Below are 26674 nucleotides of genomic sequence, written 5' to 3'. Positions count from 1 at the left end.
TTGTCGGGCTTCGGTATCTGATGTGTGTGCTGTTTCAGATACCGCACAGTGGACGCGTAGCTTCTTCGTGGTAAGTCCTCGGCCTATTAGTACCGGTCACCTGCATGCGTTGCCGCACTTCCAGTTCCGGCCTATCAACCCGGTGGTCTGCCGGGGGCCTTACCCCCTCGAGGGGGTGAGAAACCTCATCTTGGAACAGGCTTCCCGCTTAGATGCTTTCAGCGGTTATCCCTTCCGAACGTAGCCAACCAGCCGTGCCCCTGGCGGGACAACTGGCACACCAGAGGTTCGTCCGTCCCGGTCCTCTCGTACTAGGGACAGCCTTCCTCAAGTTTCTAACGCGCGCGGCGGATAGAGACCGAACTGTCTCACGACGTTCTAAACCCAGCTCGCGTGCCGCTTTAATGGGCGAACAGCCCAACCCTTGGGACCTACTCCAGCCCCAGGATGCGACGAGCCGACATCGAGGTGCCAAACCATCCCGTCGATATGGACTCTTGGGGAAGATCAGCCTGTTATCCCCGGGGTACCTTTTATCCGTTGAGCGACACCGCTTCCACATGCCGGTGCCGGATCACTAGTCCCGACTTTCGTCCCTGCTCGACCTGTCGGTCTCACAGTCAAGCTCCCTTGTGCACTTGCACTCGACACCTGATTGCCAACCAGGCTGAGGGAACCTTTGGGCGCCTCCGTTACATTTTGGGAGGCAACCGCCCCAGTTAAACTACCCACCAGGCACTGTCCCTGAACCCGATCAGGGTCCGAGGTTAGAGGTCCAATACGATCAGAGTGGTATTTCAACAACGACTCCACGGTAACTGGCGTCACCGCTTCACAGTCTCCCACCTATCCTACACAAACCGAACCGAACACCAATACCAAGCTGTAGTGAAGGTCCCGGGGTCTTTTCGTCCTGCCGCGCGTAACGAGCATCTTTACTCGTAATGCAATTTCGCCGAGTCTGTGGTTGAGACAGCAGAGAAGTCGTTACGCCATTCGTGCAGGTCGGAACTTACCCGACAAGGAATTTCGCTACCTTAGGATGGTTATAGTTACCACCGCCGTTTACTGGGGCTTAAATTCTCAGCTTCGCGGATCGCTCCGCTGACCGGTCCTCTTAACCTTCCAGCACCGGGCAGGCGTCAGTCCGTATACCTCGTCTTACGACTTCGCACGGACCTGTGTTTTTAGTAAACAGTCGCTTCTCTCTGGTCTCTGCGACCACCCCCAGCTCCGACCGCGAAGGTCTTCACCAGGGCTGGTCCCCCTTCTCCCGAAGTTACGGGGGCATTTTGCCGAGTTCCTTAACCACAGTTCTCTCGATCGCCTCGGTATTCTCTACCTGACCACCTGTGTCGGTTTGGGGTACGGGCCGTGTGAAAGCTCGCTAGAGGCTTTTCTCGGCAGCATAGGATCATGGAATTCGCCTCATTCGGCTACGCATCACCTCTCAGGCTCGTGCGACACGGATTTGCCTATGTCACGCCCTACAGGCTTACACCGGTACAACCACTGACCGGCCCCACTACCTTCCTGCGTCACCCCATCGCTTGGCTACTACCACCGAAGGTCCCGTGCATCCACACGACCGATTCCCGAAGGAACCGGCCGGCTTCAGGACGGTTAGCATCACTGATTCACCAGGGGCGCGTTCACACGGGTACGGGAATATCAACCCGTTGTCCATCGACTACGCCTGTCGGCCTCGCCTTAGGTCCCGACTCACCCTGGGCGGATTAACCTGGCCCAGGAACCCTTGGTCATTCGGCGGACGAGTTTCTCACTCGTCTTTCGCTACTCATGCCTGCATTCTCACTCGCGCCGCCTCCACACCTGGATCACTCCGGCGCTTCCCCGGCGGCACGACGCTCCCCTACCCACCCACACCACTGCACCCGTCTCCGCAGAAACGAGTGGGTGTTGTGTGAGTGCCGCGGCTTCGGCGGTGTACTTGAGCCCCGCTACATTGTCGGCGCAGAACCACTTGACCAGTGAGCTATTACGCACTCTTTCAAGGGTGGCTGCTTCTAAGCCAACCTCCTGGTTGTCTCAGCGATCCCACATCCTTTTCCACTTAGTACACGCTTAGGGGCCTTAGCCGGCGATCTGGGCTGTTTCCCTCTCGACTACGAAGCTTATCCCCCGCAGTCTCACTGCCGCGCTCTCACTCACCGGCATTCGGAGTTTGGCTGATTTCGGTAAGCTTGTGGGCCCCCTAGACCATCCAGTAGCTCTACCTCCGGTGAGAAACACGCGACGCTGCACCTAAATGCATTTCGGGGAGAACCAGCTATCACGGAGTTTGATTGGCCTTTCACCCCTACCCACAGCTCATCCCCTCAGTTTTCAACCTAAGTGGGTTCGGGCCTCCACGACGTCTTACCGTCGCTTCACCCTGGCCATGGGTAGATCACTCCGCTTCGGGTCTAGAACATGCCACTGATACGCCCTGTTCGGACTCGCTTTCGCTACGACTACCCCACACGGGTTAACCTCGCGACATGCCACTAACTCGCAGGCTCATTCTTCAAAAGGCACGCCGTCACCCCCAGCAGACCAAACTGCTCGAAGGCTCCGACGGATTGTAAGCGCACGGTTTCAGGTACTATTTCACTCCCCTCCCGGGGTACTTTTCACCTTTCCCTCACGGTACTAGTCCGCTATCGGTCACCAGGGAGTATTCAGGCTTATCGGGTGGTCCCGACAGATTCACAGCAGATTTCACGGGCCCGCTGCTACTCGGGTATCCGAATCGACAGTCACCGTGTTTTCGTCTACGGGATTCTCACCCTCTACGACGGGCCGTTCCAGACCACTTCGACTAACACAGGCGATTTCTCACTGTCGGCCGGTGCGGCAGCACCGACACATCGAACCCCACAACCCCGAACACACAACCCCTGCCGGGTATCGCATGTGCCCGGTTTAGCCTCTTCCGCTTTCGCTCGCCACTACTCACGGAATCACATGTTGTTTTCTCTTCCTGTGGGTACTGAGATGTTTCACTTCCCCACGTTCCCTCCACACGCCCTATATATTCAGGCGCGGGTAACACGACATCACTCGTGCTGGGTTTCCCCATTCGGAAATCCTCGGATCACAGCTCGGTTGACAGCTCCCCGAGGCATATCGCAGCCTCCCACGTCCTTCATCGGCTCCTGGTGCCAAGGCATCCACCGTACGCTCATAAACACTTACAACAAAGATGCTCGCGTCCACTGTGCAGTTCTCAAACAACACACAACAACCGATACTGGGGAAAGAAGAACCCTTCCCGTTCCCGGTCATCGTCGCTGACAAAACACTCGCGTGTTCTCTCAGGACCCAACAGTGCACCGATATAACTCTCTTCCCGCCGGCACTCGGACCGGCGGTGACGAAGAAAATACCTGTCAGCGTTCCACCCATGAGCTCCTGCCGTTCCACGTGTGGGAACGAAACAGTCTCTGCCCGAGAGGCATTCACCTGTGTGAACCCTCGCCGGGAGAAGTGCTCCTTAGAAAGGAGGTGATCCAGCCGCACCTTCCGGTACGGCTACCTTGTTACGACTTCGTCCCAATCGCCGATCCCACCTTCGACGGCTCCCTCCCACGAGGGGTTAGGCCACCGGCTTCGGGTGTTACCGACTTTCATGACGTGACGGGCGGTGTGTACAAGGCCCGGGAACGTATTCACCGCAGCGTTGCTGATCTGCGATTACTAGCGACTCCGACTTCACGGGGTCGAGTTGCAGACCCCGATCCGAACTGAGACCGGCTTTAAGGGATTCGCTCCACCTCGCGGTATCGCAGCCCTCTGTACCGGCCATTGTAGCATGTGTGAAGCCCTGGACATAAGGGGCATGATGACTTGACGTCGTCCCCACCTTCCTCCGAGTTGACCCCGGCAGTCTCCTGCGAGTCCCCACCATTACGTGCTGGCAACACAGGACAAGGGTTGCGCTCGTTGCGGGACTTAACCCAACATCTCACGACACGAGCTGACGACAGCCATGCACCACCTGTACACCGACCACAAGGGAAACCCCATCTCTGGGGCGGTCCGGTGTATGTCAAACCCAGGTAAGGTTCTTCGCGTTGCATCGAATTAATCCACATGCTCCGCCGCTTGTGCGGGCCCCCGTCAATTCCTTTGAGTTTTAGCCTTGCGGCCGTACTCCCCAGGCGGGGCGCTTAATGCGTTAGCTACGGCACGGATCCCGTGGAAGGAAACCCACACCTAGCGCCCACCGTTTACGGCGTGGACTACCAGGGTATCTAATCCTGTTCGCTACCCACGCTTTCGCTCCTCAGCGTCAGTTACTGCCCAGAGACCCGCCTTCGCCACCGGTGTTCCTCCTGATATCTGCGCATTTCACCGCTACACCAGGAATTCCAGTCTCCCCTGCAGTACTCAAGTCTGCCCGTATCGCCTGCAAGCCCGCAGTTGAGCTGCGGGTTTTCACAGACGACGCGACAAACCGCCTACGAGCTCTTTACGCCCAGTAATTCCGGACAACGCTCGCACCCTACGTATTACCGCGGCTGCTGGCACGTAGTTGGCCGGTGCTTCTTCTGTACCTACCGTCACTTGCGCTTCGTCGGTACTGAAAGAGGTTTACAACCCGAAGGCCGTCATCCCTCACGCGGCGTCGCTGCATCAGGCTTGCGCCCATTGTGCAATATTCCCCACTGCTGCCTCCCGTAGGAGTCTGGGCCGTGTCTCAGTCCCAGTGTGGCCGGTCGCCCTCTCAGGCCGGCTACCCGTCGTCGCCTTGGTGGGCCGTTACCCCACCAACAAGCTGATAGGCCGCGGGCCCATCCTGCACCGGAAAACCTTTCCACCCCGGAACATGCATCCCGAGGTCCTATCCGGTATTAGACCCAGTTTCCCAGGCTTATCCCGAAGTGCAGGGCAGATCACCCACGTGTTACTCACCCGTTCGCCACTAATCCACCCAGCAAGCTGGGCTTCATCGTTCGACTTGCATGTGTTAAGCACGCCGCCAGCGTTCGTCCTGAGCCAGGATCAAACTCTCCGTTGAAGACTCTCAATCAAACCCCGAAGGGCCGATCAGCCATAAGCGTAGAGCCGAATCACTAGCAAAAAACTCAAACTAGCAAAAACACTGACCACCACAGACGGAAGAATGCGGCAGCCAGCAACAACCACCCCACAAAAGTGAAGTGGCCGCACCAAAATAATTTGGCACTGACATTCATCGGCACACTGTTGAGTTCTCAAAGAACACGCACACACCATCACCCCGCGAACCAACGTCCGCGGCGCTCCGGGGCAACCGTTCCAGCCTACCCACACCACCCGCCGGGAACAAACCCGACGCACTCGGTGGGATCGGCAACGGCCCAGAACCCTACCAGAAGATTCCGAACCGAACAATCAGGCGCCTGCGTCCAACCTCGTTGTCCCGAGCCCCTGCGGGCCGGGTCGGTGTCCGTGTCGCTCTGACCTGGAATAAGTTACGGGACGAATAACTGGACGCCAAATCCGCTGGTCAGGCTCGTAGGCGGTGCCGTTTCCCCTGGTGGCAGACCGTCTCCGGCACCTTCGCCGCGTTGCCCGTTCCCAGTGATGCGCGGCACACTCGACTCCGGAGGCGGATCTCGCTCAACGTGATGTATGAAACACCTTGGCGCACAACTACTTTCGAGGCAACGAGATCAGGATTCGGAGTTCACCCGTTCGATGACGCCCCCGAGTTCCTCGATGATCTCCACGAACCTCGGGTAGCCGCGATCGATGTGGTACACGTCGTGCACCTCGGTCACGCCGTCGGCGCACAGCCCGGCCAGGACCAATCCGGCGCCGGCCCGGATGTCCGACGACCACACGGGCGCGCTCGACAGCTCCTCGACTCCGCGGACCACGGCGTGATGTCCGTCGGTGCGAGCGTCGGCCCCGAGGCGGATCATCTCCTCGACGAACCGGAACCGCGCCTCGAAGACATTCTCCGTGATCATCGACGTTCCGTCGGCGACTGCCGCGAGACCGATCGCCATGGGCTGGAGGTCGGTGGGGAATCCCGGATACGGCAGGGTCGCGAAGTTGATCGCTCGGGGACGGTCGTGCTGGACGACCCGGAAGCCGTCGACTTCGGGGGTCACCTCCGCACCGGCGGCACGGAGCTTGTCGAGCACGAGGCTCAGGTGCTTCGGGTTGACGCCACGCACGCGCACGTCGCCGCGCGTCATCGCCGCCGCGATCCCCCATGTCGCCGCGACGATGCGATCTCCGATGACACGGTGGGTGGTGGGTTCGAGACGCGGAACGCCCGTGATCGTCAGTGTCGAGGTGCCGGCCCCGGAGATGCGGGCCCCCATCTGAACGAGCATGTTGCACAGGTCCACGATCTCCGGCTCGCGGGCCGCGTTGTCGATCGTGGTCTCGCCGTTCGCCAGGACGGCGGCCATCAGGATGTTCTCGGTGGCCCCGACCGACGGAAAGGCCAGCCGGATCGCGTTGCCGTGCAGGGCGTCGGCCTCGGCCACCACGCAGCCGTGCTCGATGGTGCTGTGCGCCCCCAGCAGTCGGAGCCCCGTCTGGTGCATGTCGAGGGGGCGTGAACCGATGGCGTCACCGCCCGGCAGCGCGACGACGGCTTTCCGGCACCGGGCCACCAACGGCCCGAGGACACACACCGACGCCCGGAACTGCCGGACGGCGGCGAAATCGGCCTGATACTTCGGCTGCGCGGGAGTCGTGATGCGCGCCTCGTCGCCCTCGAGCTCGACGTCGCATCCGAGCCCGCGCAGGACCTCGGCCATCAGCGGGACGTCGAGAATGTCGGGGCAGTTGGTGATGACGCTCGTCCCCTCCGCCAACAGAGCGGCCGCCATCAGCTTGAGCACGCTGTTCTTGGCGCCCCCGACGACAACCTCACCGACAAGCCGGTTACCACCGGAGACAAGAAAGCGATCACTCACAACGCCACAGCCTATCGACCACACTGCGGGAATACGGGAGCGGTACCGTGACCTGCATGGCTGTCCATCTCACACGGATCTACACCCGCACCGGCGACGACGGTACGACGGGCCTCAGCGACTTCTCCCGGGTGTCGAAGAACGACCCGAGACTGGTCGCGTACGCGGACTGCGACGAGACGAACGCGGCACTCGGGGTGGCGCTCGCGTCGGCCGAGGTACCGGAGCGGATGGCGCCTGTCCTGCGCCAGATCCAGAACGACCTGTTCGACGCCGGAGCGGACCTGTCGACGCCGGTGGTACCGGAGCCGAAGTACCCGCCGCTGCGGATCACCCAGGCGTACATCGATCGGCTCGAACGCTGGTGCGACGAGTTCAACGAGGGTCTGGCGCCGCTCGATTCCTTCATTCTTCCCGGCGGTACCGTCCTGGCGGCCCAGCTGCACACGGCGCGGACGGTGGCACGGCGGGCGGAGCGCTCGGCGTGGGCGGCGGTGGCCGCTCACCCGGACGATACGAATGTGCTGCCGGCGAAGTACCTCAACCGGCTGTCGGATCTGCTCTTCATCCTCGGCCGGGTCGCGAACCCGGGCGGGGATGTGCTCTGGAAGCCGGGCGCGGGCGCGTGAAGAACGGTCGGCCGGGCGTCAGTTCGGCCGACCGCGCACGGACCGGTCCGACGGACGGGATTCGATCCAGGACAGGAAGGCGGTCAGCGCGCCGCTGTCGAGTGCAATCTCGAAACTGCTTGCGCCATCCTGGACTTCGAGGATCACGATGTCCTCGGTCATGATGTCGTACTCGCTGCCCTCGGGCGCTCGACGATTGCGTACCTCGACGCCCTGCCGGGCCAGCCGCGAGTCCGGACCCGGACGCAGGCTCGAGAGCTTGTAGAAGACGAGCGTGCGCTCGCCGTAACGGATGACGCCGTGCCGCCACCCGGCGCCGGCGCCGTTGGGCAGCCGGCGCAGTATCGCTGCGGTACCCCCGCCCCGCAGGGTGAGGAGGCGATACAGAAAAGCCGCGACGGCAACCGCGAGCAGTATCACCAGAACGATGAGAACAATCATTCCAACTGACACTGCTCGTCGGCTCCGTCGCGGCTTGTCGTATCCGTCAGGCCCGCTCGACGGCCCGGAGTCGGCCCCGGGCTGCCGCGATCTCGGCCTCGTCCTGGCTGTCGCTCAGCACGGCGCGCGCGGACTCGACGTCGATGTTCTCCGTCAGCTCCGCAGCCTCCGCGAGGATCGTCACCGTCGTGGCGGTCACCGAGAGGAAACCGCCGTGCACGGCCGCGACGACCCGATCGCCGTCGGCGGTGGTGATGGAGACGACACCGCCTTCCACGAGCTGGCCGAGGACCGGCTCGTGGCCCGGCATGACACCGATCTCGCCCTCGGTCGTCTGGGCGCTGACCAGCCGGGCGGTGCCCGACCAGAGGCGCTCCTCGACGGCAACGAGGTCCACGGTCATTTCAGCCATCGCGGACTACTTCCCGGCGATCTTCTTGGCAGCGGCCTCGACGTCGTCGAGTCCACCGCAGCTGTTGAACGCCTGCTCGGGCAGGTGGTCGAACTCACCCTTGGTGACGCGGTCGAACGCCTCGATGGTGTCACGCAGCGGCACCACGGAGCCGGGCTCGCCGGTGAACTTCTCGGCGACGATGAAGTTCTGGCCGAGGAACTTCTGGATACGACGGGCGCGGCCGACGAGGACCTTGTCCTCCTCGGAGAGCTCGTCCATGCCGAGGATGGCGATGATGTCCTGCAGCTCCTTGTACTTCTGCAGGATCCGCTTGACCTCGTTGGCGACCCGGAAGTGCTCGGCACCGACGATGCCGGGCTCGAGGATGCGCGAGGTCGACGTCAGCGGGTCCACAGCGGGGTAGATACCCATCTGCGAGATCGGACGCGAGAGCTCGGTGGTCGCATCGAGGTGCGCGAACGTCGTGGCCGGCGCCGGGTCGGTGTAGTCGTCGGCGGGCACGTAGATCGCCTGCAGCGAGGTGATCGAACGACCACGGGTCGAGGTGATGCGCTCCTGGAGCTCACCCATCTCGTCCGCGAGGGTCGGCTGGTAACCCACGGCCGACGGCATGCGGCCGAGCAGCGTCGAGACCTCGGAGCCGGCCTGGGTGAAGCGGAAGATGTTGTCGATGAACAGCAGCACGTCCTGGCCCTGGACATCGCGGAAGTACTCCGCCATGGTCAGCGCGGACAGGGCGACGCGCATACGCGTTCCCGGCGGCTCGTCCATCTGGCCGAAGACGAGGGCGGTGTCCTGGAGGACGCCCATCTCCTCCATCTCGAGGTGGAGGTCGGTGCCCTCACGGGTGCGCTCGCCGACGCCGGCGAACACCGACGTGCCGGAGAACTCACGCGCGATACGGGTGATCATCTCCTGGATCAGAACGGTCTTGCCGACGCCGGCACCACCGAACAGACCGATCTTGCCGCCCTTGACGTACGGGGTCAGCAGGTCGATGACCTTGATGCCGGTCTCGAGGATCTCGGTCTTGCCCTCGAGCTGGTCGAAGGCCGGCGGCTTGCGGTGGATGCCCCACTGCTCGCCGTCGCGTCCGGTGCCCGGGGCGTCCAGGCAGTCACCGAGGGCGTTGAACACGTGGCCCTTGACGACGTCGCCGACCGGCACCGAGATCGGGCGGCCCGTGTCGACGACCGTGGTGCCGCGCACCAGGCCGTCGGTGGGCTGCATGGAGATCGTGCGCACCAGGTTGTCACCCAGGTGCTGCGCGACCTCGAAGGTCAGGGTCTTCGCCACGGACGGCAGAGTGACCTCTGCGTGCAGGGCGTTGAACAGATCGGGAACGGCACCACGCGGGAACTCGACGTCCACGACGGGCCCGATGACCCGAACGACGCGGCCGGCAGTGGCCGAGGCCACCCCCGCCCCGTAGTTATCGGTTGCTGCTGCGGTCATGTGCTTAGTCACTTCCTGCACTCGAGGCGAGCGCGTTGGCACCGCCGACGATCTCGCTGATTTCCTGGGTGATCTGGGCCTGGCGGGCCTGGTTGGCCTGACGGCTGAGGGTGTTCACCAGTTCCGTGGCGTTGTCGGTGGCCGCCTTCATGGCGGTACGCCGTGCGGCCGACTCCGACGCCGCGGCATCGAGCAGCGACGCGAAGATGCGGGTGCTGATGTACTTCGGCAGCAGGGCCGCGAGCAGCGTCGAGGCCTCCGGCTCGAAGTTGTAGCCGGGCCGCGGACCGCCGTTGCTGCCGACGTGCCGGCCGTCGGTGAGCATGTCCTCACCGAGGTCGATCTCGTCCTCGGTGACGGTCACCTCGAGCGGCGCCATGCGGCGCACCTCGGGGCTCTGGGTCAGCATCGAGACGAAGCGGGTGTAGACGATGTGCAGTTCGTCGACGCCCTCGATCGTGCCCTCACCGTTCGGCGCGGGAACCTCGTTGCCGGAGCCCGCCATGAACAGCTCCACCAGGTGACGGCTCGCCTTGGCCGCATCGGTGTAGCGCGGCTCCTGGGAGAACCCGGTCCACGCCCCCGCGACCGGCCGGCCGCGGAAGGTGTAGTAGCTCAGGCCCTTGGCACCGAGCACGTAGAGCACCGGCTCCTTGCCCTCGCTGACCAGCAGCTGACGCAGCTCCTCGGCCTCCTTGAGGACGTTGGCGTTGTAGCCACCGGCCATACCGCGGTCGCTGGTGACGACCAGGACCGCAGCACGCCTCGGGTTGGGCCGCTCGTTGAGCAGGGGGTGATCCAGCGACGCGGACGCACTTGCCAGCTCGGAGAGCACCTTGGTGATCTCCTCGGCGTACGGCTTGGACGCTGCCACTCGGGCCTGAGCCTTCGTGATCCGCGACGTCGCGATCAGCTCCTGCGCCTTGGTGATCTTCTTGGTCGAGTTGACCGACTTGATCCGCGAGCGGAGCTCGCGCAGGCTTGCCATTCGTCGATCACACTCCCTTCACAGGACGCTGGGTCATGGTCTCCACGCTCACTTGCGAACAGTGGTGCGCTTGACGGAAACCTGCTCCTGCTCGACCTCGTCGGCGCCCAGGGCCTCGGCCTCGGCCTCGTTCACGACGCGGGTTCCGTCGGAGGCGATGAAGCCCTCCTTGAACTTGTTGGTCGCGGCGAGCAGCGCGGAGGCGGACTCGTCGGTCAGCGCCTTGCCGCCGGCGATCTGCTCGTAGACACCCGACGCGCTGTGGTGCAGGTCCTCGAGCAGCTCGGTCTCGAAGCGGCGCACGTCACCGACGGGCACCGAGTCGTAGACACCCTGACCGGCGAGGTAGATCGACACGATCTGGTCCTCGACGGCGACCGGGGCGTACTGGTCCTGCTTGAGGAGCTCGACCAGACGCTGGCCGCGCTCGAGCTGCGCCTTCGACGCCGCGTCGAGGTCGGAGGCGAAGGCGGCGAACGCTTCGAGCTCGCGGAACTGCGCAAGCTCGAGACGCAGCGAGCCGGAGACCTTCTTCATGCCCTTGGTCTGCGCGGCGCCACCGACTCGGGAAACCGAGATACCGACGTTGATGGCGGGACGGATGCCCTTGTTGAACAGGTCGGACTCGAGGAAGACCTGGCCGTCGGTGATGGAGATGACGTTGGTCGGAATGTAGGCCGAGACGTCGTTGGCCTTGGTCTCGATGATCGGCAGGGCGGTCAGAGAACCGCCGCCGAGCTCGTCGGACAGCTTGGCCGAGCGCTCCAGCAGACGCGAGTGCAGGTAGAACACGTCGCCCGGGTAGGCCTCACGTCCCGGCGGGCGGCGCAGCAGCAGGGAGATGGCGCGGTACGCCTCGGCCTGCTTGGTGAGGTCGTCGAACACGATGAGCACGTGCTTGCCCTGGTACATCCAGTGCTGGCCGATGGCCGAACCGGTGTAGGGGGCGAGCCACTTGAAGCCGGCGGAGTCGGACGCGGGGGCCGCGACGATGGTGGTGTACTCCATCGCGCCGTGCTCCTCGAGGGCAGCCTTGACGCCCGCGATGGTGGAGCCCTTCTGGCCGATCGCGACGTAGATGCAGCGGACCTGCTGCTTCGGGTCGCCGGTGGCCCAGTTGGCCTTCTGGTTCAGGATCGCGTCGACGCAGACGGCGGTCTTGCCCGTCTTGCGGTCACCGATGACCAGCTGGCGCTGGCCGCGGCCGATCGGGGTCATCGCGTCGATGGCCTTGATGCCGGTCTGCAGCGGCTCCTCGACCGGCTGGCGCTGCAGCACGGTCGCGGCCTGCAGCTCCAGGGCCCGGTTCTCGGTCGCCTCGATGTCGCCGAGGCCGTCGATCGGCTGACCCAGGGGGTTCACGACGCGGCCGAGGTAGCCGTCGCCGACCGGCACCGACAGAACGTCGCCGGTCCGCTTGACTTCCTGGCCCTCTTCGAGGTCCTGGTAGTCGCCGAGGATGACAGCACCGATCTCGGTGGCGTCGAGGTTCAGGGCCACGCCCAGCACACCGCCGGGGAACTCCAGCAGCTCGTTGGCCATCGCCGACGGCAGACCGCTGATGTGCGCGATGCCGTCACTGGTGTCGGCGACCACGCCGACCTCCTCGCGGGAGGCCTCCGGGGAGTAGCTCGCGGTGTAGTTGTCGATCGCGCTACGGATCTCGTCGGAGGAGATCGTCAGCTCCGCCATGTTCTTCCTGCTCTCGGTATCTGGTCTTCGAAAAGATCGCAATGTGTGTGTGTTCGGTAGTGGACTACGTGAGGCTCTTGCGCACTGCGGCGAGTCGACCCGCGGCGGTGCCGTCGATGACCTCGTCGCCCACCCGGACGACCAATCCACTGAGAAGCTCGGGAACCACCTCGACGTGCACCGTGACCGGCTTGCCGTACGTTCTGGTCAGGATACCGGTGAGCCGTTCGGTCTGCGCCGCGCTGAGGGGTGCCGCACTGCGCACATGGGCGACGGCGCGGTCCCGCTGGGTGGCGGCGAGGTTCGACAGTTCGTCGAACGCATCGGCCGGGGCCTTGCTCTTCAGCCGTCCGACGGCCTGCACGGCCAGGGCCTCGGTGATCGCGGTGGACTTGCCGTAGAGCAACCGCGAGAGGAACTCGCGCTTGGCCGCCAGCGGCTTGGTGCGATCGGAGAGGGCCTGCTCGAGCTCGGCGTTGCCGGCCACGATGCGACCGAGCCGGAACAGCTCGTCCTCGACGGTGTCGAGCTGGTTCTGGTCGGCCGCTGCCGTCAGGAGGGCTTCGCGACCCAGCTGAACGAGGGAGTTGGTCAGGTCGGACTGGGTCGACCAGTCCTGCCCTGCCGCCGCCTTCAGGGTCGCGAGGGTGACGGGCGAGACCTTGCTCCCGAAGACCCGCTCGGCCAGCGCCTGCCGGCCGGCTGCCGGGGCCGAGGCGTCGGCCAGCGCACTCCGCAGGGTGCGCTGATCGTCGAGCACCTCGACCACCGAGAACAGCTCGGAGCCGGCCTGCGCCGCAGCTGCAGTTGCGGCACCCGCGGCAGCGGATGCGGTGCTCGACGCCAACGCGCCCTGCAGCGCGGAACGCGTCTGAGCGAGTGCCTCACGGCTTGCTGCGTACATGGTGCTCACTTTCGGGATGCAGAGTCAGCGCTGAGGGAGTCGAGCTCGCTGAGGAAGCGGTCGATCGAGCCGGCACGCTTGACGTCGTCGGAGAGGGACTCCCCGATGACCTTCTCGGCCAGATCCACGGCGGTGCGGCCGAGATCACCGCGCAGCTCGGTCACGATCTGCTGGCGCTGGGCCTGCAGCTGGTTGTGACCGGCGGCGACGATGCGGTCGCTCTCCTCCTGGGCCTGAGCCTTCATGTCCGCGATGATCTGCTGGCCCTGGGCGCGGGCCTCCTCACGGATCTGCGCCGCCTCGGTGCGGGCCTCGGCGAGCTGCGCGCGGTACTGCTCGAGCGCGGCCTTTGCCTCGGCCTGAGCTTCCTCGGCCTTCTTGATGCCGCCTTCGATCAGCTCCGAACGCTCGTCGAGCACCTTCTGGAACAGCGGAAGCACGTACTTCCAGAAGACGAGCCCGACGATGATCAGGGCGACCAGCGACCAGACGATGTCGTACGTCGCGGGAAGCAGAGGATTCTGGTCCTCTGCCTCCGCCGCGAGCAACAGGATGCTGTCAGCCATGGTCGTCAGATCAGAAGATGAAGCCGGCGACGATACCGATCAGCGCCAGGGCCTCGGTGAACGCGATACCGAGGAACATGGTGGTGCGCAGCTGGCCGGCCATCTCGGGCTGGCGGGCCATGCCCTCGATCGCCTTGCCGACGACGATGCCGATGCCGATGCCGGGGCCGATGGCCGCGAGGCCGTAGCCGACCGCACCGAGACCGCTGATGGTGCTCTCCGTCTGGGCGAGGACGTCAACTGCCTGAAGCGCAACGCTCATTGGTGTTCCATTCCCTTTCTTGTGGCTCGGCCCCGGGGATCGGCAACCGAGTCAGTCTGTGTGTTGTGTGGGTAGTGCCGGTCGGCGTGCTAGTGCTCTTCGGCGTGCAGCGCGAGGTCGATGTACACCGCAGTCAACAGCGCGAAGATGTACGCCTGCAGGACGATCACCAGCAGCTCGAAGAAGGTGAACGCGATGCCACCGATCAGCGAGCCGATACCGAAGATCTTCATCGCGCCGTCGGCGCTGAAGAAGAAGAACTGGGTTGCGCTGAAGAACAGCACCAGCATGATGTGGCCGGCCAGCATGTTCGCCATGAGACGGATGGTGAGCGTGAACGGGCGCAGCAGGAACGTCGAGATGAACTCGATCGGGATGACCAGCACGTGCAGCGCGGGCGGCAGGTTCGGCACGACGATGCTGCTCTTGACGTAGCGGAAGAACCCGTACTTCTTGATGCCCACGTAGTTGAAGACGACGTAGGCGAGCGCGGCCAGGACGATCGGCATGCCGATACGCGCGTTCGACGAGATGTTCAGGAACGGGATGACCGACGTCAGGTTGAGACCGACCACGAGGAAGAAGATGGTCACGAGAACCGGAAGGAATCGGCGGCCCTGCTGCTTGCCGAGGATGTCCTCGGCGATGTTGATCCGCACGAAGTCGATCATGATCTCGGCGACGTTCTGCACACCGCGGGGCACGATCTTCGGGCTGCGCATCGCGAGCGCGAAGAACAGCGCCACGAGCACGGCCACGACGACGCGGATGAGCATCAGGCGGTCCATTTCGAAGGGGGTGCCTTCGAACAGAACTGCTGGGGGGAAGAAATCGGCTAGTGACGGCGCGTGGAATTCTCCGGCAGCCAAGGTGGTGACGCTCAGCGCTCTCTCCCGTAGTCGGCCGCAGGCATTGCCGTCTGCGGTTCGATCGGACATTGACGATCCAACAAGTCGACCAGGTCGGCTCGCGTATTCGCCAGCTGCTGTCGGCTCCCGATCGGGGCCAGCGTCTGTCGGTGTCGGCGACTCTCGTCGACTCGGCGGCCATTCGAACACGACCGCCTGCGAGGACACAACCGCACTCGACTCCTCGGGAATCGCAGGCAGTCGCACTCGCTTGGGACGACCTTATCAACACTTCTACGACGTTGTGTAGGCGGGTGCCCGTACCGCGAGGTCATTGACAACGACGGTACTACCGCTCGTCGTTGTTCCCCTGCTCAGCGCTACCGGCAGGCTCCACGTAGAGCGCGCGCTGCGACAGCACGCCGTAGGTCTCGGCGCCCAGGACGACGAGGAGCGCGAAGACGATCGTGAGTACGAGCACGCCCTTGTCGTAGAAGTCGAGCGGCCTGAGCAGCATCATCACCACGATCGCGAGGATCAGCTTGAGCAGCCAGGTGCCCAGCAGCACCGCACCCGCCGTCGTCGCCGGAAGACGGGCGGTGAGCAGCACGCCGAGCGCGGTGAAGAGGATGAAGCCGCCGCCCACGGCAGCGCCGATCAGCGCACCCCACACGCCCGGCAGACCGGCGACGAGGCCACCGATCACGGTGGCGACGACCGTCAGCACGATGAGCCCGAGCACGCCGTACCGGACGGCGGCGCGCATCGGCGCGGAGGAATCGGGCAGGGCGGGCAAGGGCTGATCCGGGGAGGTCACGGGAGTCAAGCCTAACGGACCGGTCCCCGGCGCCGGCGTCGCCGGGGACGGCCGGCGTCGTCGTGACGCAGCGACGGCACCGCCGTGACGACCAGCGCGAATACCAGTCCACCCGCCATGAGCAGTACGACGGCCCGCCGGTCGAGCAGCGAGGAACCGACGGCCCCGAACGCAAGCACCCCGACCCACAGGTAGATCAACAGCACCACCCGGCGGTGCGAGTGCCCGATCTGCAGCAGTCGATGGTGCAGGTGCATCTTGTCCGGGCTGAACGGGCTGACCCCGGCCCGGGTGCGCCGGACGACCGCCAGCAGCAGGTCGAGGATGGGGATGAACATGACCGCCCCCACGAGGATCAGCGGGGAGAGCAGGCCGAGCAGGTCGCGGGTGCCGTAGGCCGCCAAGGGGATGCGTCCCGACGCGCTCGTCGAGATCGCCGCCAGCATCAGGCCGATCAGCATCGATCCGGAGTCGCCCATGAAGATCCGGGCCGGCTGGAAGTTGTGCGGCAGGAAGCCGAGGCAGGCTCCCGCGAGGGCCGCGGCGATCAGGGCGGGCGGATACGCCCCCACATCCCCGCCCTGATCGTGCAGCAGCCCGACGGAGAACACACAGATCGCGACGGCCGCGATCAGCCCGAGACCGGCCGCGAGACCGTCGAGACCGTCGACGAAGTTCATCGCGTTGATCATCACCACCGCGACCAGGACGGTGAACAGTCCCGCCTGCAGCTGGTCGAGGATGAGGGTGCTGCCACCGAAGGGCTCGTAGATGACGATCCAGCTCACGCCCATGACGACGAGCACGCCCGCCGCCGTGACCTGCCCGACGAACTTGGTCAGCGCGTCGAGTCCCCAACGGTCGTCGATGATCCCGACGATCACGATGATGGTGCCCGAGACCAGCGCCGCTCCCATGTCGGGGGTGTACTCGAACCCTCGGGTCAGGGCGGGCAGTTGCTGGGCGAACAGCAGGCCCGCCACCAAGCCGAAGTACATTCCGACGCCGCCCAGCCGCGGTGTCGGCTGCACATGCACGTCCCGGTCCCGGGGCACCGCGACGGCGCCGAACCGGATCGCGGCGATCCGCACGGCCCCCGTCGAGAGGAAGGTGACGACCGCGGCGGTGAGGAGCACGAGCAACAGCTCGCGGATGGGCACGCCGGCGCCGCGGCCCGATTGGGCCAGCACCAGGGATGCCGTGTCGGCGACAGTCACTTCGTCCGGTCCCCGCCGTCACTCCCCGCCGGTACGCAGCTGCGCCGGATCCTCGCCCAGCACCTCCGCGATGTCCTCGACCGCCACGGCCCCCTCGCGCAGCACGCGCGGACGATCGGCGGTCAGGTCGACGATGGTGGAGGCGACGGCGTGTTCGGCCGGGCCGCCGTCGAGGTACACGCTGGCCGATCCGCCGAGCTGGGCGCGCGCCTCGTCCACCGTGGTGGCCGGCGGCCGGCCGGAGACGTTCGCGCTCGACACCGCCAGGGGGCCCACCTCGCGCAGCAGCTCGAGCACCACGGGGTGCAGTGGCATGCGCAGCATCACGGTGCCGCGCGTATCCCCCAGGTCCCACGCGAGCGAGGGAGCTTGGTGCACAACAAGACTCAGACCGCCGGGCCAGAACGCGCGGATCAGTTCCCGCGCCTGCGGGCGGACGGTGTTCACCAGGCCGTCGATCGTGTTCCACGACCCGACGAGCACCGGCACCGGCATGTCCCGGCCCCGGCCCTTGGCACGCAGCAGGCCGGTCACCGCATCGCTGTCGAAGGCATCCGCCGCGAGCCCGTACACCGTGTCGGTGGGGACGACGACGAGCCTGCCGGCCTTCAGCGCGCCCTTGGCGGCCGTCAGGCCGGCGGCCCGGGAATCGGGGCTGTTGCAGTCGTAGACAGTGCTCACGGGTTCATCCTTCCACTGCGGCGAACGAGTCCGGCATCACACACCGGACTCCCCCTGCGCTCGGGCACGTCGCGCCTCCACGTCGGTCGGGACCCGGCGGGCGACGACGAACCGCGGCCGCCCCGCCAGATCCGGGTGCTCGGTCACCTCACCGAACACGCGGCGCTGCGCGAACAGCTCCGCGACCAGGGGCCCGTTGGTGTCGTCGTGCTCGATGCCGACCGCACCGCCGATGCGCAGCCACCGGGCGATGTTCGCGACCATCGGTTTGATCACCGACAGCCCGTCCGGGCCGCCGAACAGCGCCGAGTGCGGATCGTGCTCGATCACCTCGGGCGGGAGGTCGGTGCCCTCGGGGATGTAGGGCGGGTTCGACACCACGACGTCGACCCGGCCCTCGAGGGCGGTGAGCAGGTTGCGGTCCGTCACGTCTCCCTGATGCAGGAGGATCGGCGTGTCTCCTGCCGCCGCGCAGCGTTCCGCGTTCCGCCGCGCCCAGGCGAGGGCATGGGGCTCGAGTTCGACCGCGTGCACGATCGCGTCGGGCCGGGCGTGCGCGATCGCCAGCGCGAGGGCGCCCGAGCCGGTGCACAGGTCGAGCACGACCGGCGGATTTTCCTGCAGGCCCTCGAGGTGCGCCAGGGCCCAGGCCAGCAGTAGTTCGGTTTCGGGTCGCGGGACGAAGACGCCGGGACCCACCTCGATGTCGATCTCCCCCATTCCCGTGCTGCCGGTGATGTACTGCAACGGGATCCGCTTGGCGCGCTGCGCGATCATCGCCCGGTACGCGTCGACCATGGCCGGGTCGACGAGCGGCACGAGCCCGAGACGGGTGCGCTCGATGCCGAGCAGGTGCGCGGCGAGCAGTTCGGCGTCCACACGCGGACTGGGGACACCGGCTTCCTCGAGCACCGACACCGCTTCGAGGATCGCCAGGCGCAGGGGTTGACGAGTCACGGCGTACAGACTGCCATGCCGGTCACGCGACGGAAACGGACAGGTCACTCATCGGGTCGGTGTACGGCATGATCGGAATCGTCCGATTCGGACCAGGACTACGGAACTACGGAGAGGATCTTCCTGTGACGAAGTCGAAATTCACGGTTCGGGCAGCGTCCGTCGTCGCATTCGGTGCCGCCGGCGCCCTCGCGGCACCCGGACTCGCGTCCGCGTCGCCGATCGACGTCCAACCCACCCCGCTGCTCTGCAGCTACGTCGCGCCGGTCCACAGCGTGACCGAGACGGACAGCGAGGCCCTCGAGGAGGGTCAGCTGTTCTTCGCGGTCGGCGAGCAGAAGGCGCAGAACGGGCAGCTCAATTGGGTCAACACGGCCACCTGGCAGACCGGGGGCGCCTCGTTGACCGCGTCGCCGCAGAGCAGCGAGGTTCCGGTCGCGCTCCTGAACACGGGGCCCGGCACGGTCGTGTCCGCCGTGTGGGGACCGCACCGGAACGCGAAGGGTGAGAACTGCTTCCTGCTTCCCGGCATCGACATCTCGCAGGTGCCCGGGGACGACGACCCGGGTGACGAGCCCGGCGAGCCCGCTCCGTAACGGACCGGTACCCGGCTCACGCGTCATTCCGCCGTGAGCCGGGCCTCCCGGTCGGCCGTGCCCAGTGCATCGAGCAGGGCGTCCATGTCGCCGTCGAGCACCGCGTCGAGGTTGTGGGCCTTGAAGCCGATGCGGTGATCGGTGATCCGGTTCTCGGGGAAGTTGTAGGTGCGGATGCGTTCGGAGCGGTCCACCGTGCGCACCTGGCTGGCCCGTCCCGCAGACGCCTCCGCCTCGGCGGCCTCCTCCGCCGCCGCCTGCAGCCGCGCGGCGAGGACCTGCATCGCCCGCGCCTTGTTCTGCAGCTGGGACCGCTCGTTCTGGCAGGTGACGACGATGCCCGTGGGCAGGTGCGTGATGCGCACCGCCGAGTCGGTGGTGTTGACGCCCTGACCGCCCTTGCCGGAGGAGCGGTACACGTCGATGCGCAGATCCGACTCGTCGATCTGGACTTGCTCCACCTCGTCCGGCTCGGGATAGATGAACACGCCGGCCGCGGAGGTGTGCACGCGGCCCTGGGACTCGGTGACGGGGACGCGCTGGACACGATGCACCCCGCCCTCGAACTTCAGGCGGGACCAGACACCGTCACGCACATCGCTCTTCGACTTGATCGACAGCGTCGCGTCCTTGTAGCCGCCGAGATCGGAGATGGTCGCGCCGAGGACCTCCACGCGCCAGCCGGCGCGTTCCGCGTACCGGATGTACATGCGGGCGAGGTCGGCGGCGAACAGCGCGGATTCCTCCCCGCCCTCCCCCGACTTGACCTCGAGCACGACGTCGTCCCCGTCGTGCGGGTCGCGGGGGGCGAGCAGGTCGGTGAGGGCCTTGTCGAGCTCGCCGACGCGTTCTTCGAGAGCCGGCACCTCGGCGGCGAACGCGGCGTCGTCCGCGGCCAGTTCCCGCGCGGCCTCGAGATCGTCGCGCGCGGCCCGCAGCTTGGTGTAGGTGGCCATGACGGGAGCGAGCTCGGCGAACCGCTTGCCGACCCTGCGCGCCGCCGCCGGGTCGTTGTGCAGCGCCGGGTCGGACAGCTGCTGCTCGAGTCCGGCGTGTTCGGCCAGGATGTCGTCGATGGCCGACGGCTTGGTCTGCCCCGCCATGTGATTCGCTCCACTCGTCCGTCGTGGCGGCCCGTGCCGCGCACGGATCCGGAGAAAAAAAGCCGACGCCCGGCCTGTGACTGAGACAGAACCGGGCGTCGGCGAGACAGCTACTGGTCGGCAGCGGCCTTCTTGGAGGCGCGCTTGCCGTAGCGAGCCTCGAAGCGGGCGACGCGTCCGCCGGTGTCGAGGATCTTCTGCTTGCCCGTGTAGAACGGGTGGCACTGCGAGCAGACCTCGACGGTGATCCGTCCCGACTCCGCGGTGCTGCGCGTCTCGAACGTGTTCCCGCAACCGCAGACGACGGTGGTCGTCCCGTAGTTGGGGTGGATTCCTGCCTTCATGGTGTCCCTTTCGTGGCCGCCGGGTCGCCTCCGCGGATCGAAGACGTGAACCGGGACCGGACTGAGCTGTTCGATTATGCCAAACGCAGGCCCGGGACGAGAAATTCCGTCCCGGGCATGCGCCGCCGCGGCCGCGGCGATCAGTCGTCGAGTGCTCCCGGCGCCGTCTTCGACACCTGCAGGAGGAACTCGATGTTGCTCTTGCTCTTCTTGAGCCGGTCGATGAGCAGATCGATGGCCTGGTGCGAGTCCAGGCCGGAGAGCACGCGGCGCAGCTTGTGCACCACCGCGAACTCGTCGGGGCTCATCAGCAGCTCGTCCTTGCGCGTGCCGGAGGGGTTGACGTCCACCGCCGGGAACACGCGTCGCTCGGCGATCTTGCGATCGAGCTTGAGCTCGGCGTTGCCGGTGCCCTTGAACTCCTCGAAGATCACCGTGTCGCCCGTCGAACCCGTCTCCACCATGGCCGTGGCGATGATGGTGAGCGAGCCGCCGTTCTCGATGTTGCGAGCCGCGCCCAGGAACCGCTTCGGCGGGTACAGGGCGGTCGAGTCGACACCACCGGAGAGGATGCGGCCCGACGCCGGCGACGAGTTGTTGTACGCGCGGCCGAGGCGGGTGATCGAGTCGAGCAGGACGACGACGTCGCGGCCCTGCTCGACGAGCCGCTTGGCACGCTCGATGGCCAGCTCGGCGACGGACGTGTGGTCCGACGGCGGCCGGTCGAAGGTCGAGGCGATGACCTCGCCCTTGACCGAACGCTGCATGTCGGTGACCTCTTCGGGCCGCTCGTCCACCAGCACGACCATCAGGTAGCACTCGGGATTGTTGGTCGTGATCGCGTTCGCGATGTCCTGCATCACCGTCGTCTTGCCGGCCTTCGGCGGCGAGACGATCAGGGCACGCTGGCCCTTGCCGATCGGCATGATCAGGTCGATCACGCGGGTGGTGAGGATGTTCGGGGTGGTCTCGAGCCGCAGCCGCTGGTTCGGGTACAGCGGGGTGAGCTTGTTGAACTCCGGGCGGCGCTTGGCGGCCTCGACGTCGCCGCCGTTGACCGTGTCGAGCCGGACCAGCGGGTTGAACTTCTGCCGCTGGTTGCCCTGCTCCCCCTCACGCGGCACGCGGACCGCGCCGGTGATGGCGTCGCCGCGGCGCAGGCCGTTCTTGCGCACCATGTTCATCGAGACGTACACGTCGTTGGGACCGGCCAGGTACCCGGAGGTCCGGACGAACGCGTAGTTGTCCAGGACGTCGAGGATTCCGGCGACCGGCTGCAGGACGTCGTCCTCGCGGATCTCGGGCTCGCGGGTGTCCCCGCCGGCCTCGCCGCGGTCGCGTCCGCGACGACGCTCCCGGAAGCGCCGGCCGCGGCGTCCGCGGCCGTCCTCGTCGTCGTCGCCACCCCGGCCGTCGCGGCCGTCCTGACGGGGACCCTGACCACGGTCCTCGCGGCGGCGTTCGCCCTGGTCACGCTGGCCGTCGCGCTGACCGCGCTCGCGGCGACCGCCGTCGGACGGTTCGGCCTTCTCCTCGGCGCGCGGCTTCTCGTCGGCTCGTGCCTCGGCGGCGTCCTTGGGGGCCTCGGTGGTGGCCGTCTCGGCGGCCTGGTCGCCACCTCGGCGACCGCGACGCTGACGACCCCGGCGGCCACCCTCGGCCTCGCCCTCGGCGGGCTGTTCCGCCGCGGCAGGCCGTTCGGGCGACGTCGTCGCAGCGGGCTGCGCCTGCGCCGACTCGGCGGCGGAGGCGGCAGTGTCCGCAGAGGCGGCGGTGTCGGCGCCGGCCCCGTCCTGGGCGGCACCACGGGCGCGACGAGTCCGGGCGGTCCGGGCGGGCTGTTCCGGCGCAGGAGCCGGCTCGGCGGCTCCGCCGCTCTGCCGCTCCTTGATCGCGGCGATGAGATCGCCCTTACGCATCCCGGAGGTTCCCTTGATGCCGAGTTCGGCCGCGAGGGTCCGCAGCTCGGCCAGCACCATGCCGGAGAGACCGGCACCACGCCGGCCGGCACGCGGTGCAGTCTGTGCAGGATCGGTGGCCTGCGCTCCCGCGGACGAATCCGTGGTATCGAGAACAGGCGTAGCGATCAGGTCCGTATCTGTCACGGAGATCCTTTCCTTCCCTCACTCGCGCCACGCAGAGTCGAGGGTTCGTTCCGCAGATCTGGCATCGATCTGGGATTGCCGTACGTGTTCACGGATCGAACGGTCGGCACGCCCGCCATCACGCCATCCTCCGGCAGATGCGGTCGGTCCGTCTCCCCGAAACGATGTCAGGAGAGGATCGATCCAGGATCGATCGCCCCGATGAATCTGGAGTGAATGCCCTGGAAAGCCAGCGACGGAAACGCACGACGTGCGGACTAAGCACAGAATAGCGACGAACTGTACGTTGAGCAAGGAGAACCCCCGGCCGTGTCGCCGGGGGTCGGCTCCCGACTCGACAGGCCCTGGGGCTCGGTCATACGACCTGCACGCCGTCCGCGACGTCGAGTTCGAGCACGGTCATGTCGTCCGCCTCCGCGGCCGCCCGCAGGTCCGCGGGGAGCGGCTCGGTCGTCAGGGCGAGCACCGTGGGACCGGCACCGGAGACCGCGGCGGGAATGCCCGCGGCACGCAGGGTGGCGATCCACTTGGTGGTCAGCGGCAGCGCCGGCGCGCGCTGCGCCTGGTGCAGCAGGTCCTCGGTCGCCGGCATCAGCAGGTCCGGCCGCTCGGTGAGGGCGACGACGGCGAGTGCCGCGCGACTGACGTTGAACGCCGCGTCGCGGTGCGGCACGAGATCCGGGAGCAGGCCGCGGGTGTGGGCGGTGGACGAGCGCGAGGACGGCACCAGCACGACGACCCGTATCGCCGGGTGGACCGCGAGCGGCACCGCGCGGTAGGTGCGTTGTTCGTCGCCGACGACCGACTCGCTCCACGACACGACCGCGCCCCCGAGAATGCTGGCGGAGGCATTGTCCGGGTGGCCCTCGAATTCGGAGGCGAGCTGGACGAGCTGCGACTCGTCGAGCACGCGCTCGGGCGCCACCTTGCGCACGAGCCCGTTGGCGGCCGCCAGACCCCCGACGGCGGCCGACGCCGACGAGCCCAGCCCCCGCGAATGCGGAATTACGTTGCGGCACAACACATCCAGGCCGTCCGCCCACACGCCGGCGGCTTCGAGGCCACGTTCGACCGCCCGCACCACCAGGTGCGACGGCCCCCACGGCACCTCTTCGGCGCCCTCGCCCTCGACGCGCACCTCGAGGCCCGATGCGGTTGTGGTGACGGTGATCTCGTCGTACAACCCGACGGCCAGCCCGAGCGAATCGAAACCCGGTCCCAGATTCGCACTCGAGGCCGGGACCCGGGCGGTCACGGAGATCCCGACGGGCAACGTCTGCGTCATGTCGTCTTTCCCAACGGAGGAGGGCGAGGCGGTCACTAGGCCAGCTCGAGCGCTGCGGCCACCGCGACCGGATCGACCGGGATCGGCTCCACCTGCGGCATCCCGAGCAGTGCCGTGTCGGGGTCCTTCAGACCGTTGCCGGTGACGGTGCACACCACCTTCAGCCCGGAATCGAGCCAGCCCTCCTTGCGGGCGGCGAGCAGTCCGGCGATCGAGGCGGCGGACGCCGGTTCGACGAACACGCCCTCGGTGGCGGCGACGAGCCGGTACGCCTCGAGGATCTCCTCGTCGGTGGCCGCCCGGAACGCACCCCCCGACTCCTCCTTGGCGGTCACGGCGCCGTTCCACGACGCCGGGGCGCCGATCCGGATGGCGGTGGCGATCGTCTCCGGGTCCTTGACGGGGGCACCGTGCACCAGCGGCGCCGCGCCCGCGGCCTGGACACCGAGCATGCGGGGCTTGCGGGTCGTGAGACCGTCCGCGAAGTACTCGGTGTAGCCACGCCAGTAGGCGGTGATGTTGCCGGCGTTGCCGACCGGCAGCACGTGCACGTCGGGTGCGTCGCCGAGCGCGTCGGCGATCTCGAACGCCGCGGTCTTCTGCCCCTCGATGCGCACGGGGTTGACGGAGTTCACCAGGCCGATCGTGGGGAACTCGGCGGTGGTCTTGCGGGCGAGCTCGAGGCAGTCGTCGAAGTTGCCCTGGACCTGGATGATCTTTGCGCCGTACATGACCGCCTGGGCCAGCTTGCCCATCGCGATCTTGCCGTCCGGGACCAGCACCGCGCAGCCCATGCCGGCCTTGACGGCGTACGCGGCCGCGGACGCGGAGGTGTTGCCGGTGGAGGCACACAGCACGGCCTGCTGACCGCGGGCGAGGGCGTCGGTGACGGCCATCGTCATGCCGCGGTCCTTGAACGAACCGGTCGGGTTCAGGCCCTCGACCTTCAGGTGGACCTCGCACCCGGTCAGTTCCGACAGGTGAGCGGCCGGCAGCAGCGGGGTGCCGCCCTCGCGGAGGGTGACGGTCTTCCAGTTGTCACCGATCGGGAGCCGGTCGCGGTACGCCTCGATCAGACCCGGCCACGGGGTGTGCACGGGGGTGGCGGTGTTCTTCTCGGGCGCGCTCATTCGGCGGATCCCTCCAGTCTCAGGACGCTGGTCACAGCGATCACGGATTCGAGTTGGTCGAGCGCTGCGACGGTGTCCGACAGCGCCTTGTCGGTGGCGCAGTGCGTCAGCACCACGAGGCGGGCCCCCTCGCCGGCGCCCTCCTGGCGCACGGCGGCGATACTCACGTCCCGCTTGGCGAACTCGGCGGCCACCGCCGAGAGCACACCCGCCCGGTCCGCGACCTGCAGGTTGACGTAGTAGCGGGTGACGATGTCGCTCATCGGGGCGATCTCGAGGTCCGCGTACCGTGATTCCCGCGGTCCCCGGCCCCCGTGCACCCGGTTGCGGGCAGCCATCACCAGGTCGCCCATCACGGCGGACGCGGTGGGCGAGCCGCCGGCGCCCTGGCCGTAGAACATCAGGCGGCCCGACGCCTCGGCCTCGACGACGACCGCGTTGAAGGCACCGTTGACGGCGGCGAGGGGATGCTCACGCGGCACCAGCGCCGGGTAGACGCGCGCCGAGACCCGGTCCCGGCCGTCGGTGGTGATCCGCTCACAGATGGCCAGCAGCTTGACGGTGCAGTTCAGTGCCCGCGCGGTGGTCAGGTCGGCGGCGGTGATCTTCGAGATGCCCTCGCGGTAGACGTCGCCGGCGGTGACGCGGGTGTGGAACGCGATCGAGGCCAGGATCGCGGCCTTGGACGCGGCGTCGAAGCCCTCCACGTCCGCGGTCGGGTCTGCCTCGGCGTACCCGAGCCGGACCGCCTCGGCGAGCGTCTCGGCGTAGTCGGCACCGGTCTCGTCCATGGCCGAGAGGATGTAGTTGGTGGTGCCGTTGACGATGCCGAGCACCCGGTTCACCCTGTCACCGGCGAGGGACTGGGTCAGGGGCCGGATGACCGGGATGGCGCCGGCGACGGCCGCCTCGAAGTACAGGTCCACGCGCTTGGCCTCGGCGGCCTCGGCGAGTTCGCCGGTGTACTCCGCGAGCAGCGCCTTGTTGGCGGTGACCACGGACTTGCCCGAGTCGAGAGCCGCGCGCACGAGCTTGCGCGGCAGCTCGATGCCGCCGATGACCTCCACCACGATGTCCACGTCGTCGCGGGTGATCAGACCCTCGGCGTCCGTGGTGAGCAGGTCCTGCGGGATGCCGCGGTCGTCGCGGACGGTGCGCACGGCCACCCCCCGCAGCTCGAGCGGCGCACCGATGCGCGCCTCGAGATCGGTGGCATCGTCGCGGATGATGCGCACGACCTCGGCTCCGACGGTGCCGTGCCCGAGCACAGCCACACCGATCGGGCGCTGCCCCGGTTCGCTGGTCACCGCTTCGGT

The 26674-nt window shown here is 66.7% G+C and carries 22 protein-coding genes and 2 rRNA genes; 2 read left to right on the top strand and 22 right to left on the bottom strand.

What is annotated here, in order from left to right; translation table 11 throughout:
- Positions 1–66: 66 nt before the first annotated feature.
- The 3 genes from QNA09_RS07750 to murA all read right to left on the bottom strand — a co-directional run bounded on the left by QNA09_RS07750 (position 67) and on the right by murA (position 6923).
- A 23S ribosomal RNA gene (locus QNA09_RS07750) occupies positions 67–3200 on the bottom strand.
- A 300-nt stretch (positions 3201–3500) separates the two neighbouring features.
- Positions 3501–5023: ribosomal RNA gene (locus QNA09_RS07745) — 16S ribosomal RNA — on the bottom strand.
- Together the 16S and 23S rRNA genes form the textbook arrangement of a ribosomal RNA operon.
- A gap of 637 nt (positions 5024–5660) precedes the next feature.
- Positions 5661–6923 (bottom strand): UDP-N-acetylglucosamine 1-carboxyvinyltransferase, encoded by a 1263-nt coding sequence (murA, locus tag QNA09_RS07740; protein ID WP_010595889.1) that lies wholly within the window; start codon positions 6921–6923, stop codon positions 5661–5663.
- A 56-nt stretch (positions 6924–6979) separates the two neighbouring features.
- Here murA and QNA09_RS07735 point away from each other — a divergent pair, with 56 nt between their 5' ends.
- Entirely contained in the window at positions 6980–7552 is a 573-nt protein-coding gene (locus QNA09_RS07735; RefSeq protein WP_010595888.1) for a cob(I)yrinic acid a,c-diamide adenosyltransferase, read from the top strand.
- Positions 7553–7570: 18 nt separating this feature from the next.
- Here the strand turns inward: QNA09_RS07735 and QNA09_RS07730 are convergent, their stop codons facing one another.
- From QNA09_RS07730 to prmC, 13 genes are all read right to left on the bottom strand, one after another.
- Positions 7571–7993, bottom strand: coding sequence for a DUF2550 domain-containing protein (locus QNA09_RS07730; RefSeq protein ID WP_010595887.1), 423 nt, complete (start codon positions 7991–7993; stop codon positions 7571–7573).
- Between the two features lie 46 nt (positions 7994–8039).
- A complete protein-coding gene (locus QNA09_RS07725; protein ID WP_026138061.1) occupies positions 8040–8405 on the bottom strand; it encodes a F0F1 ATP synthase subunit epsilon in 366 nt (121 codons plus the stop codon).
- Positions 8406–8411: 6 nt separating this feature from the next.
- Positions 8412–9863: a F0F1 ATP synthase subunit beta gene (gene atpD / locus QNA09_RS07720; RefSeq protein WP_203011623.1), complete on the bottom strand. Its 1452-nt coding sequence runs from the start codon at positions 9861–9863 to the stop codon at positions 8412–8414.
- A gap of 4 nt (positions 9864–9867) precedes the next feature.
- Positions 9868–10851 carry a F0F1 ATP synthase subunit gamma gene (locus QNA09_RS07715; RefSeq protein WP_010595884.1) on the bottom strand — a complete coding sequence of 328 codons (984 nt, stop codon included), beginning with the start codon at positions 10849–10851 and terminating at the stop codon, positions 9868–9870.
- Between the two features lie 48 nt (positions 10852–10899).
- Positions 10900–12543 carry a F0F1 ATP synthase subunit alpha gene (atpA, locus tag QNA09_RS07710; RefSeq protein WP_017682014.1) on the bottom strand — a complete coding sequence of 548 codons (1644 nt, stop codon included), beginning with the start codon at positions 12541–12543 and terminating at the stop codon, positions 10900–10902.
- A gap of 64 nt (positions 12544–12607) precedes the next feature.
- The gene (locus QNA09_RS07705) at positions 12608–13447 is read right to left on the bottom strand and encodes a F0F1 ATP synthase subunit delta (protein ID WP_010595882.1); all 840 of its coding nucleotides are present in this window, start codon (positions 13445–13447) and stop codon (positions 12608–12610) included.
- Positions 13448–13452: 5 nt separating this feature from the next.
- A complete protein-coding gene (locus QNA09_RS07700) occupies positions 13453–14013 on the bottom strand; it encodes a F0F1 ATP synthase subunit B (RefSeq protein WP_006944352.1) in 561 nt (186 codons plus the stop codon).
- Positions 14014–14023: 10 nt separating this feature from the next.
- Positions 14024–14275 carry an ATP synthase F0 subunit C gene (locus QNA09_RS07695; RefSeq protein WP_003935756.1) on the bottom strand — a complete coding sequence of 84 codons (252 nt, stop codon included), beginning with the start codon at positions 14273–14275 and terminating at the stop codon, positions 14024–14026.
- A gap of 89 nt (positions 14276–14364) precedes the next feature.
- Positions 14365–15213, bottom strand: a complete 849-nt coding sequence (gene atpB, locus QNA09_RS07690; RefSeq protein WP_172603547.1) for a F0F1 ATP synthase subunit A — start codon at positions 15211–15213, stop codon at positions 14365–14367.
- A 259-nt stretch (positions 15214–15472) separates the two neighbouring features.
- Positions 15473–15889, bottom strand: coding sequence for a hypothetical protein (locus tag QNA09_RS07685; protein ID WP_010595881.1), 417 nt, complete (start codon positions 15887–15889; stop codon positions 15473–15475).
- A gap of 62 nt (positions 15890–15951) precedes the next feature.
- Entirely contained in the window at positions 15952–17157 is a 1206-nt protein-coding gene (locus QNA09_RS07680) for an MraY family glycosyltransferase (RefSeq protein WP_040275913.1), read from the bottom strand.
- An 18-nt stretch (positions 17158–17175) separates the two neighbouring features.
- On the bottom strand, positions 17176–17838 hold the full coding sequence (locus tag QNA09_RS07675) for an L-threonylcarbamoyladenylate synthase (protein ID WP_010595879.1): 663 nt from the start codon (positions 17836–17838) through the stop codon (positions 17176–17178).
- Positions 17839–17874: 36 nt separating this feature from the next.
- Positions 17875–18795, bottom strand: a complete 921-nt coding sequence (gene prmC / locus QNA09_RS07670; protein WP_026138059.1) for a peptide chain release factor N(5)-glutamine methyltransferase — start codon at positions 18793–18795, stop codon at positions 17875–17877.
- Positions 18796–18920: 125 nt separating this feature from the next.
- Between prmC and QNA09_RS07665 the strand changes: the two genes are divergently transcribed.
- Positions 18921–19391, top strand: coding sequence for a hypothetical protein (locus QNA09_RS07665; RefSeq protein WP_010595877.1), 471 nt, complete (start codon positions 18921–18923; stop codon positions 19389–19391).
- Positions 19392–19414: 23 nt separating this feature from the next.
- Here QNA09_RS07665 and prfA read toward each other — a convergent pair whose 3' ends face one another.
- The 6 genes from prfA to QNA09_RS07635 all read right to left on the bottom strand — a co-directional run bounded on the left by prfA (position 19415) and on the right by QNA09_RS07635 (position 26665).
- Positions 19415–20494 (bottom strand): peptide chain release factor 1, encoded by a 1080-nt coding sequence (gene prfA, locus QNA09_RS07660; RefSeq protein ID WP_010595876.1) that lies wholly within the window; start codon positions 20492–20494, stop codon positions 19415–19417.
- Positions 20495–20604: 110 nt separating this feature from the next.
- Positions 20605–20838 (bottom strand): 50S ribosomal protein L31, encoded by a 234-nt coding sequence (gene rpmE / locus QNA09_RS07655; protein ID WP_010595875.1) that lies wholly within the window; start codon positions 20836–20838, stop codon positions 20605–20607.
- 140 nt (positions 20839–20978) lie between these two features.
- On the bottom strand, positions 20979–22943 hold the full coding sequence (gene rho / locus QNA09_RS07650; protein WP_308072390.1) for a transcription termination factor Rho: 1965 nt from the start codon (positions 22941–22943) through the stop codon (positions 20979–20981).
- Between the two features lie 355 nt (positions 22944–23298).
- A complete protein-coding gene (gene thrB / locus QNA09_RS07645; protein ID WP_010595873.1) occupies positions 23299–24228 on the bottom strand; it encodes a homoserine kinase in 930 nt (309 codons plus the stop codon).
- Positions 24229–24263: 35 nt separating this feature from the next.
- Positions 24264–25358, bottom strand: a complete 1095-nt coding sequence (gene thrC, locus QNA09_RS07640; protein ID WP_010595872.1) for a threonine synthase — start codon at positions 25356–25358, stop codon at positions 24264–24266.
- Positions 25355–26665, bottom strand: a complete 1311-nt coding sequence (locus tag QNA09_RS07635; RefSeq protein WP_026138058.1) for a homoserine dehydrogenase — start codon at positions 26663–26665, stop codon at positions 25355–25357. Before QNA09_RS07635 ends, thrC begins: the two co-directional genes overlap by 4 nt.
- Positions 26666–26674 lie beyond the last annotated feature (9 nt).

The sequence above is a fragment of the Rhodococcus sp. AH-ZY2 genome, assembly GCF_030916465.1.
In the GTDB taxonomy this organism is placed as follows: Bacteria; Actinomycetota; Actinomycetes; order Mycobacteriales; family Mycobacteriaceae; genus Rhodococcus; species Rhodococcus ruber.
The sequence above is the reverse complement of the archived record's forward strand: the minus strand, read 5'-3'. Positions and strand labels throughout refer to the sequence as shown.

Excerpts from the sequence above, each read along its gene's own strand:
- atpA (WP_017682014.1), bottom strand. The coding sequence starts at position 12,543 with ATGGCGGAGCTGACGATCTCCTCCGACGAGATCCGTAGCGCGATCGAC.
- thrC (WP_010595872.1), bottom strand. The coding sequence starts at position 25,358 with ATGAGCGCGCCCGAGAAGAACACCGCCACCCCCGTGCACACCCCGTGG.
- atpB (WP_172603547.1), bottom strand. The coding sequence starts at position 15,213 with ATGTCCGATCGAACCGCAGACGGCAATGCCTGCGGCCGACTACGGGAG.
- prfA (WP_010595876.1), bottom strand. The coding sequence starts at position 20,494 with ATGGCGGGGCAGACCAAGCCGTCGGCCATCGACGACATCCTGGCCGAA.
- QNA09_RS07700 (WP_006944352.1), bottom strand. The coding sequence starts at position 14,013 with ATGGCTGACAGCATCCTGTTGCTCGCGGCGGAGGCAGAGGACCAGAAT.
- rpmE (WP_010595875.1), bottom strand. The coding sequence starts at position 20,838 with ATGAAGGCAGGAATCCACCCCAACTACGGGACGACCACCGTCGTCTGC.
- thrB (WP_010595873.1), bottom strand. The coding sequence starts at position 24,228 with ATGACGCAGACGTTGCCCGTCGGGATCTCCGTGACCGCCCGGGTCCCG.
- QNA09_RS07685 (WP_010595881.1), bottom strand. The coding sequence starts at position 15,889 with ATGCGCGCCGCCGTCCGGTACGGCGTGCTCGGGCTCATCGTGCTGACG.
- QNA09_RS07725 (WP_026138061.1), bottom strand. The coding sequence starts at position 8,405 with ATGGCTGAAATGACCGTGGACCTCGTTGCCGTCGAGGAGCGCCTCTGG.
- QNA09_RS07705 (WP_010595882.1), bottom strand. The coding sequence starts at position 13,447 with ATGTACGCAGCAAGCCGTGAGGCACTCGCTCAGACGCGTTCCGCGCTG.
- QNA09_RS07735 (WP_010595888.1), top strand. The coding sequence starts at position 6,980 with ATGGCTGTCCATCTCACACGGATCTACACCCGCACCGGCGACGACGGT.
- QNA09_RS07730 (WP_010595887.1), bottom strand. The coding sequence starts at position 7,993 with ATGATTGTTCTCATCGTTCTGGTGATACTGCTCGCGGTTGCCGTCGCG.
- QNA09_RS07715 (WP_010595884.1), bottom strand. The coding sequence starts at position 10,851 with ATGGCAAGCCTGCGCGAGCTCCGCTCGCGGATCAAGTCGGTCAACTCG.
- atpD (WP_203011623.1), bottom strand. The coding sequence starts at position 9,863 with ATGACCGCAGCAGCAACCGATAACTACGGGGCGGGGGTGGCCTCGGCC.
- QNA09_RS07695 (WP_003935756.1), bottom strand. The coding sequence starts at position 14,275 with ATGAGCGTTGCGCTTCAGGCAGTTGACGTCCTCGCCCAGACGGAGAGC.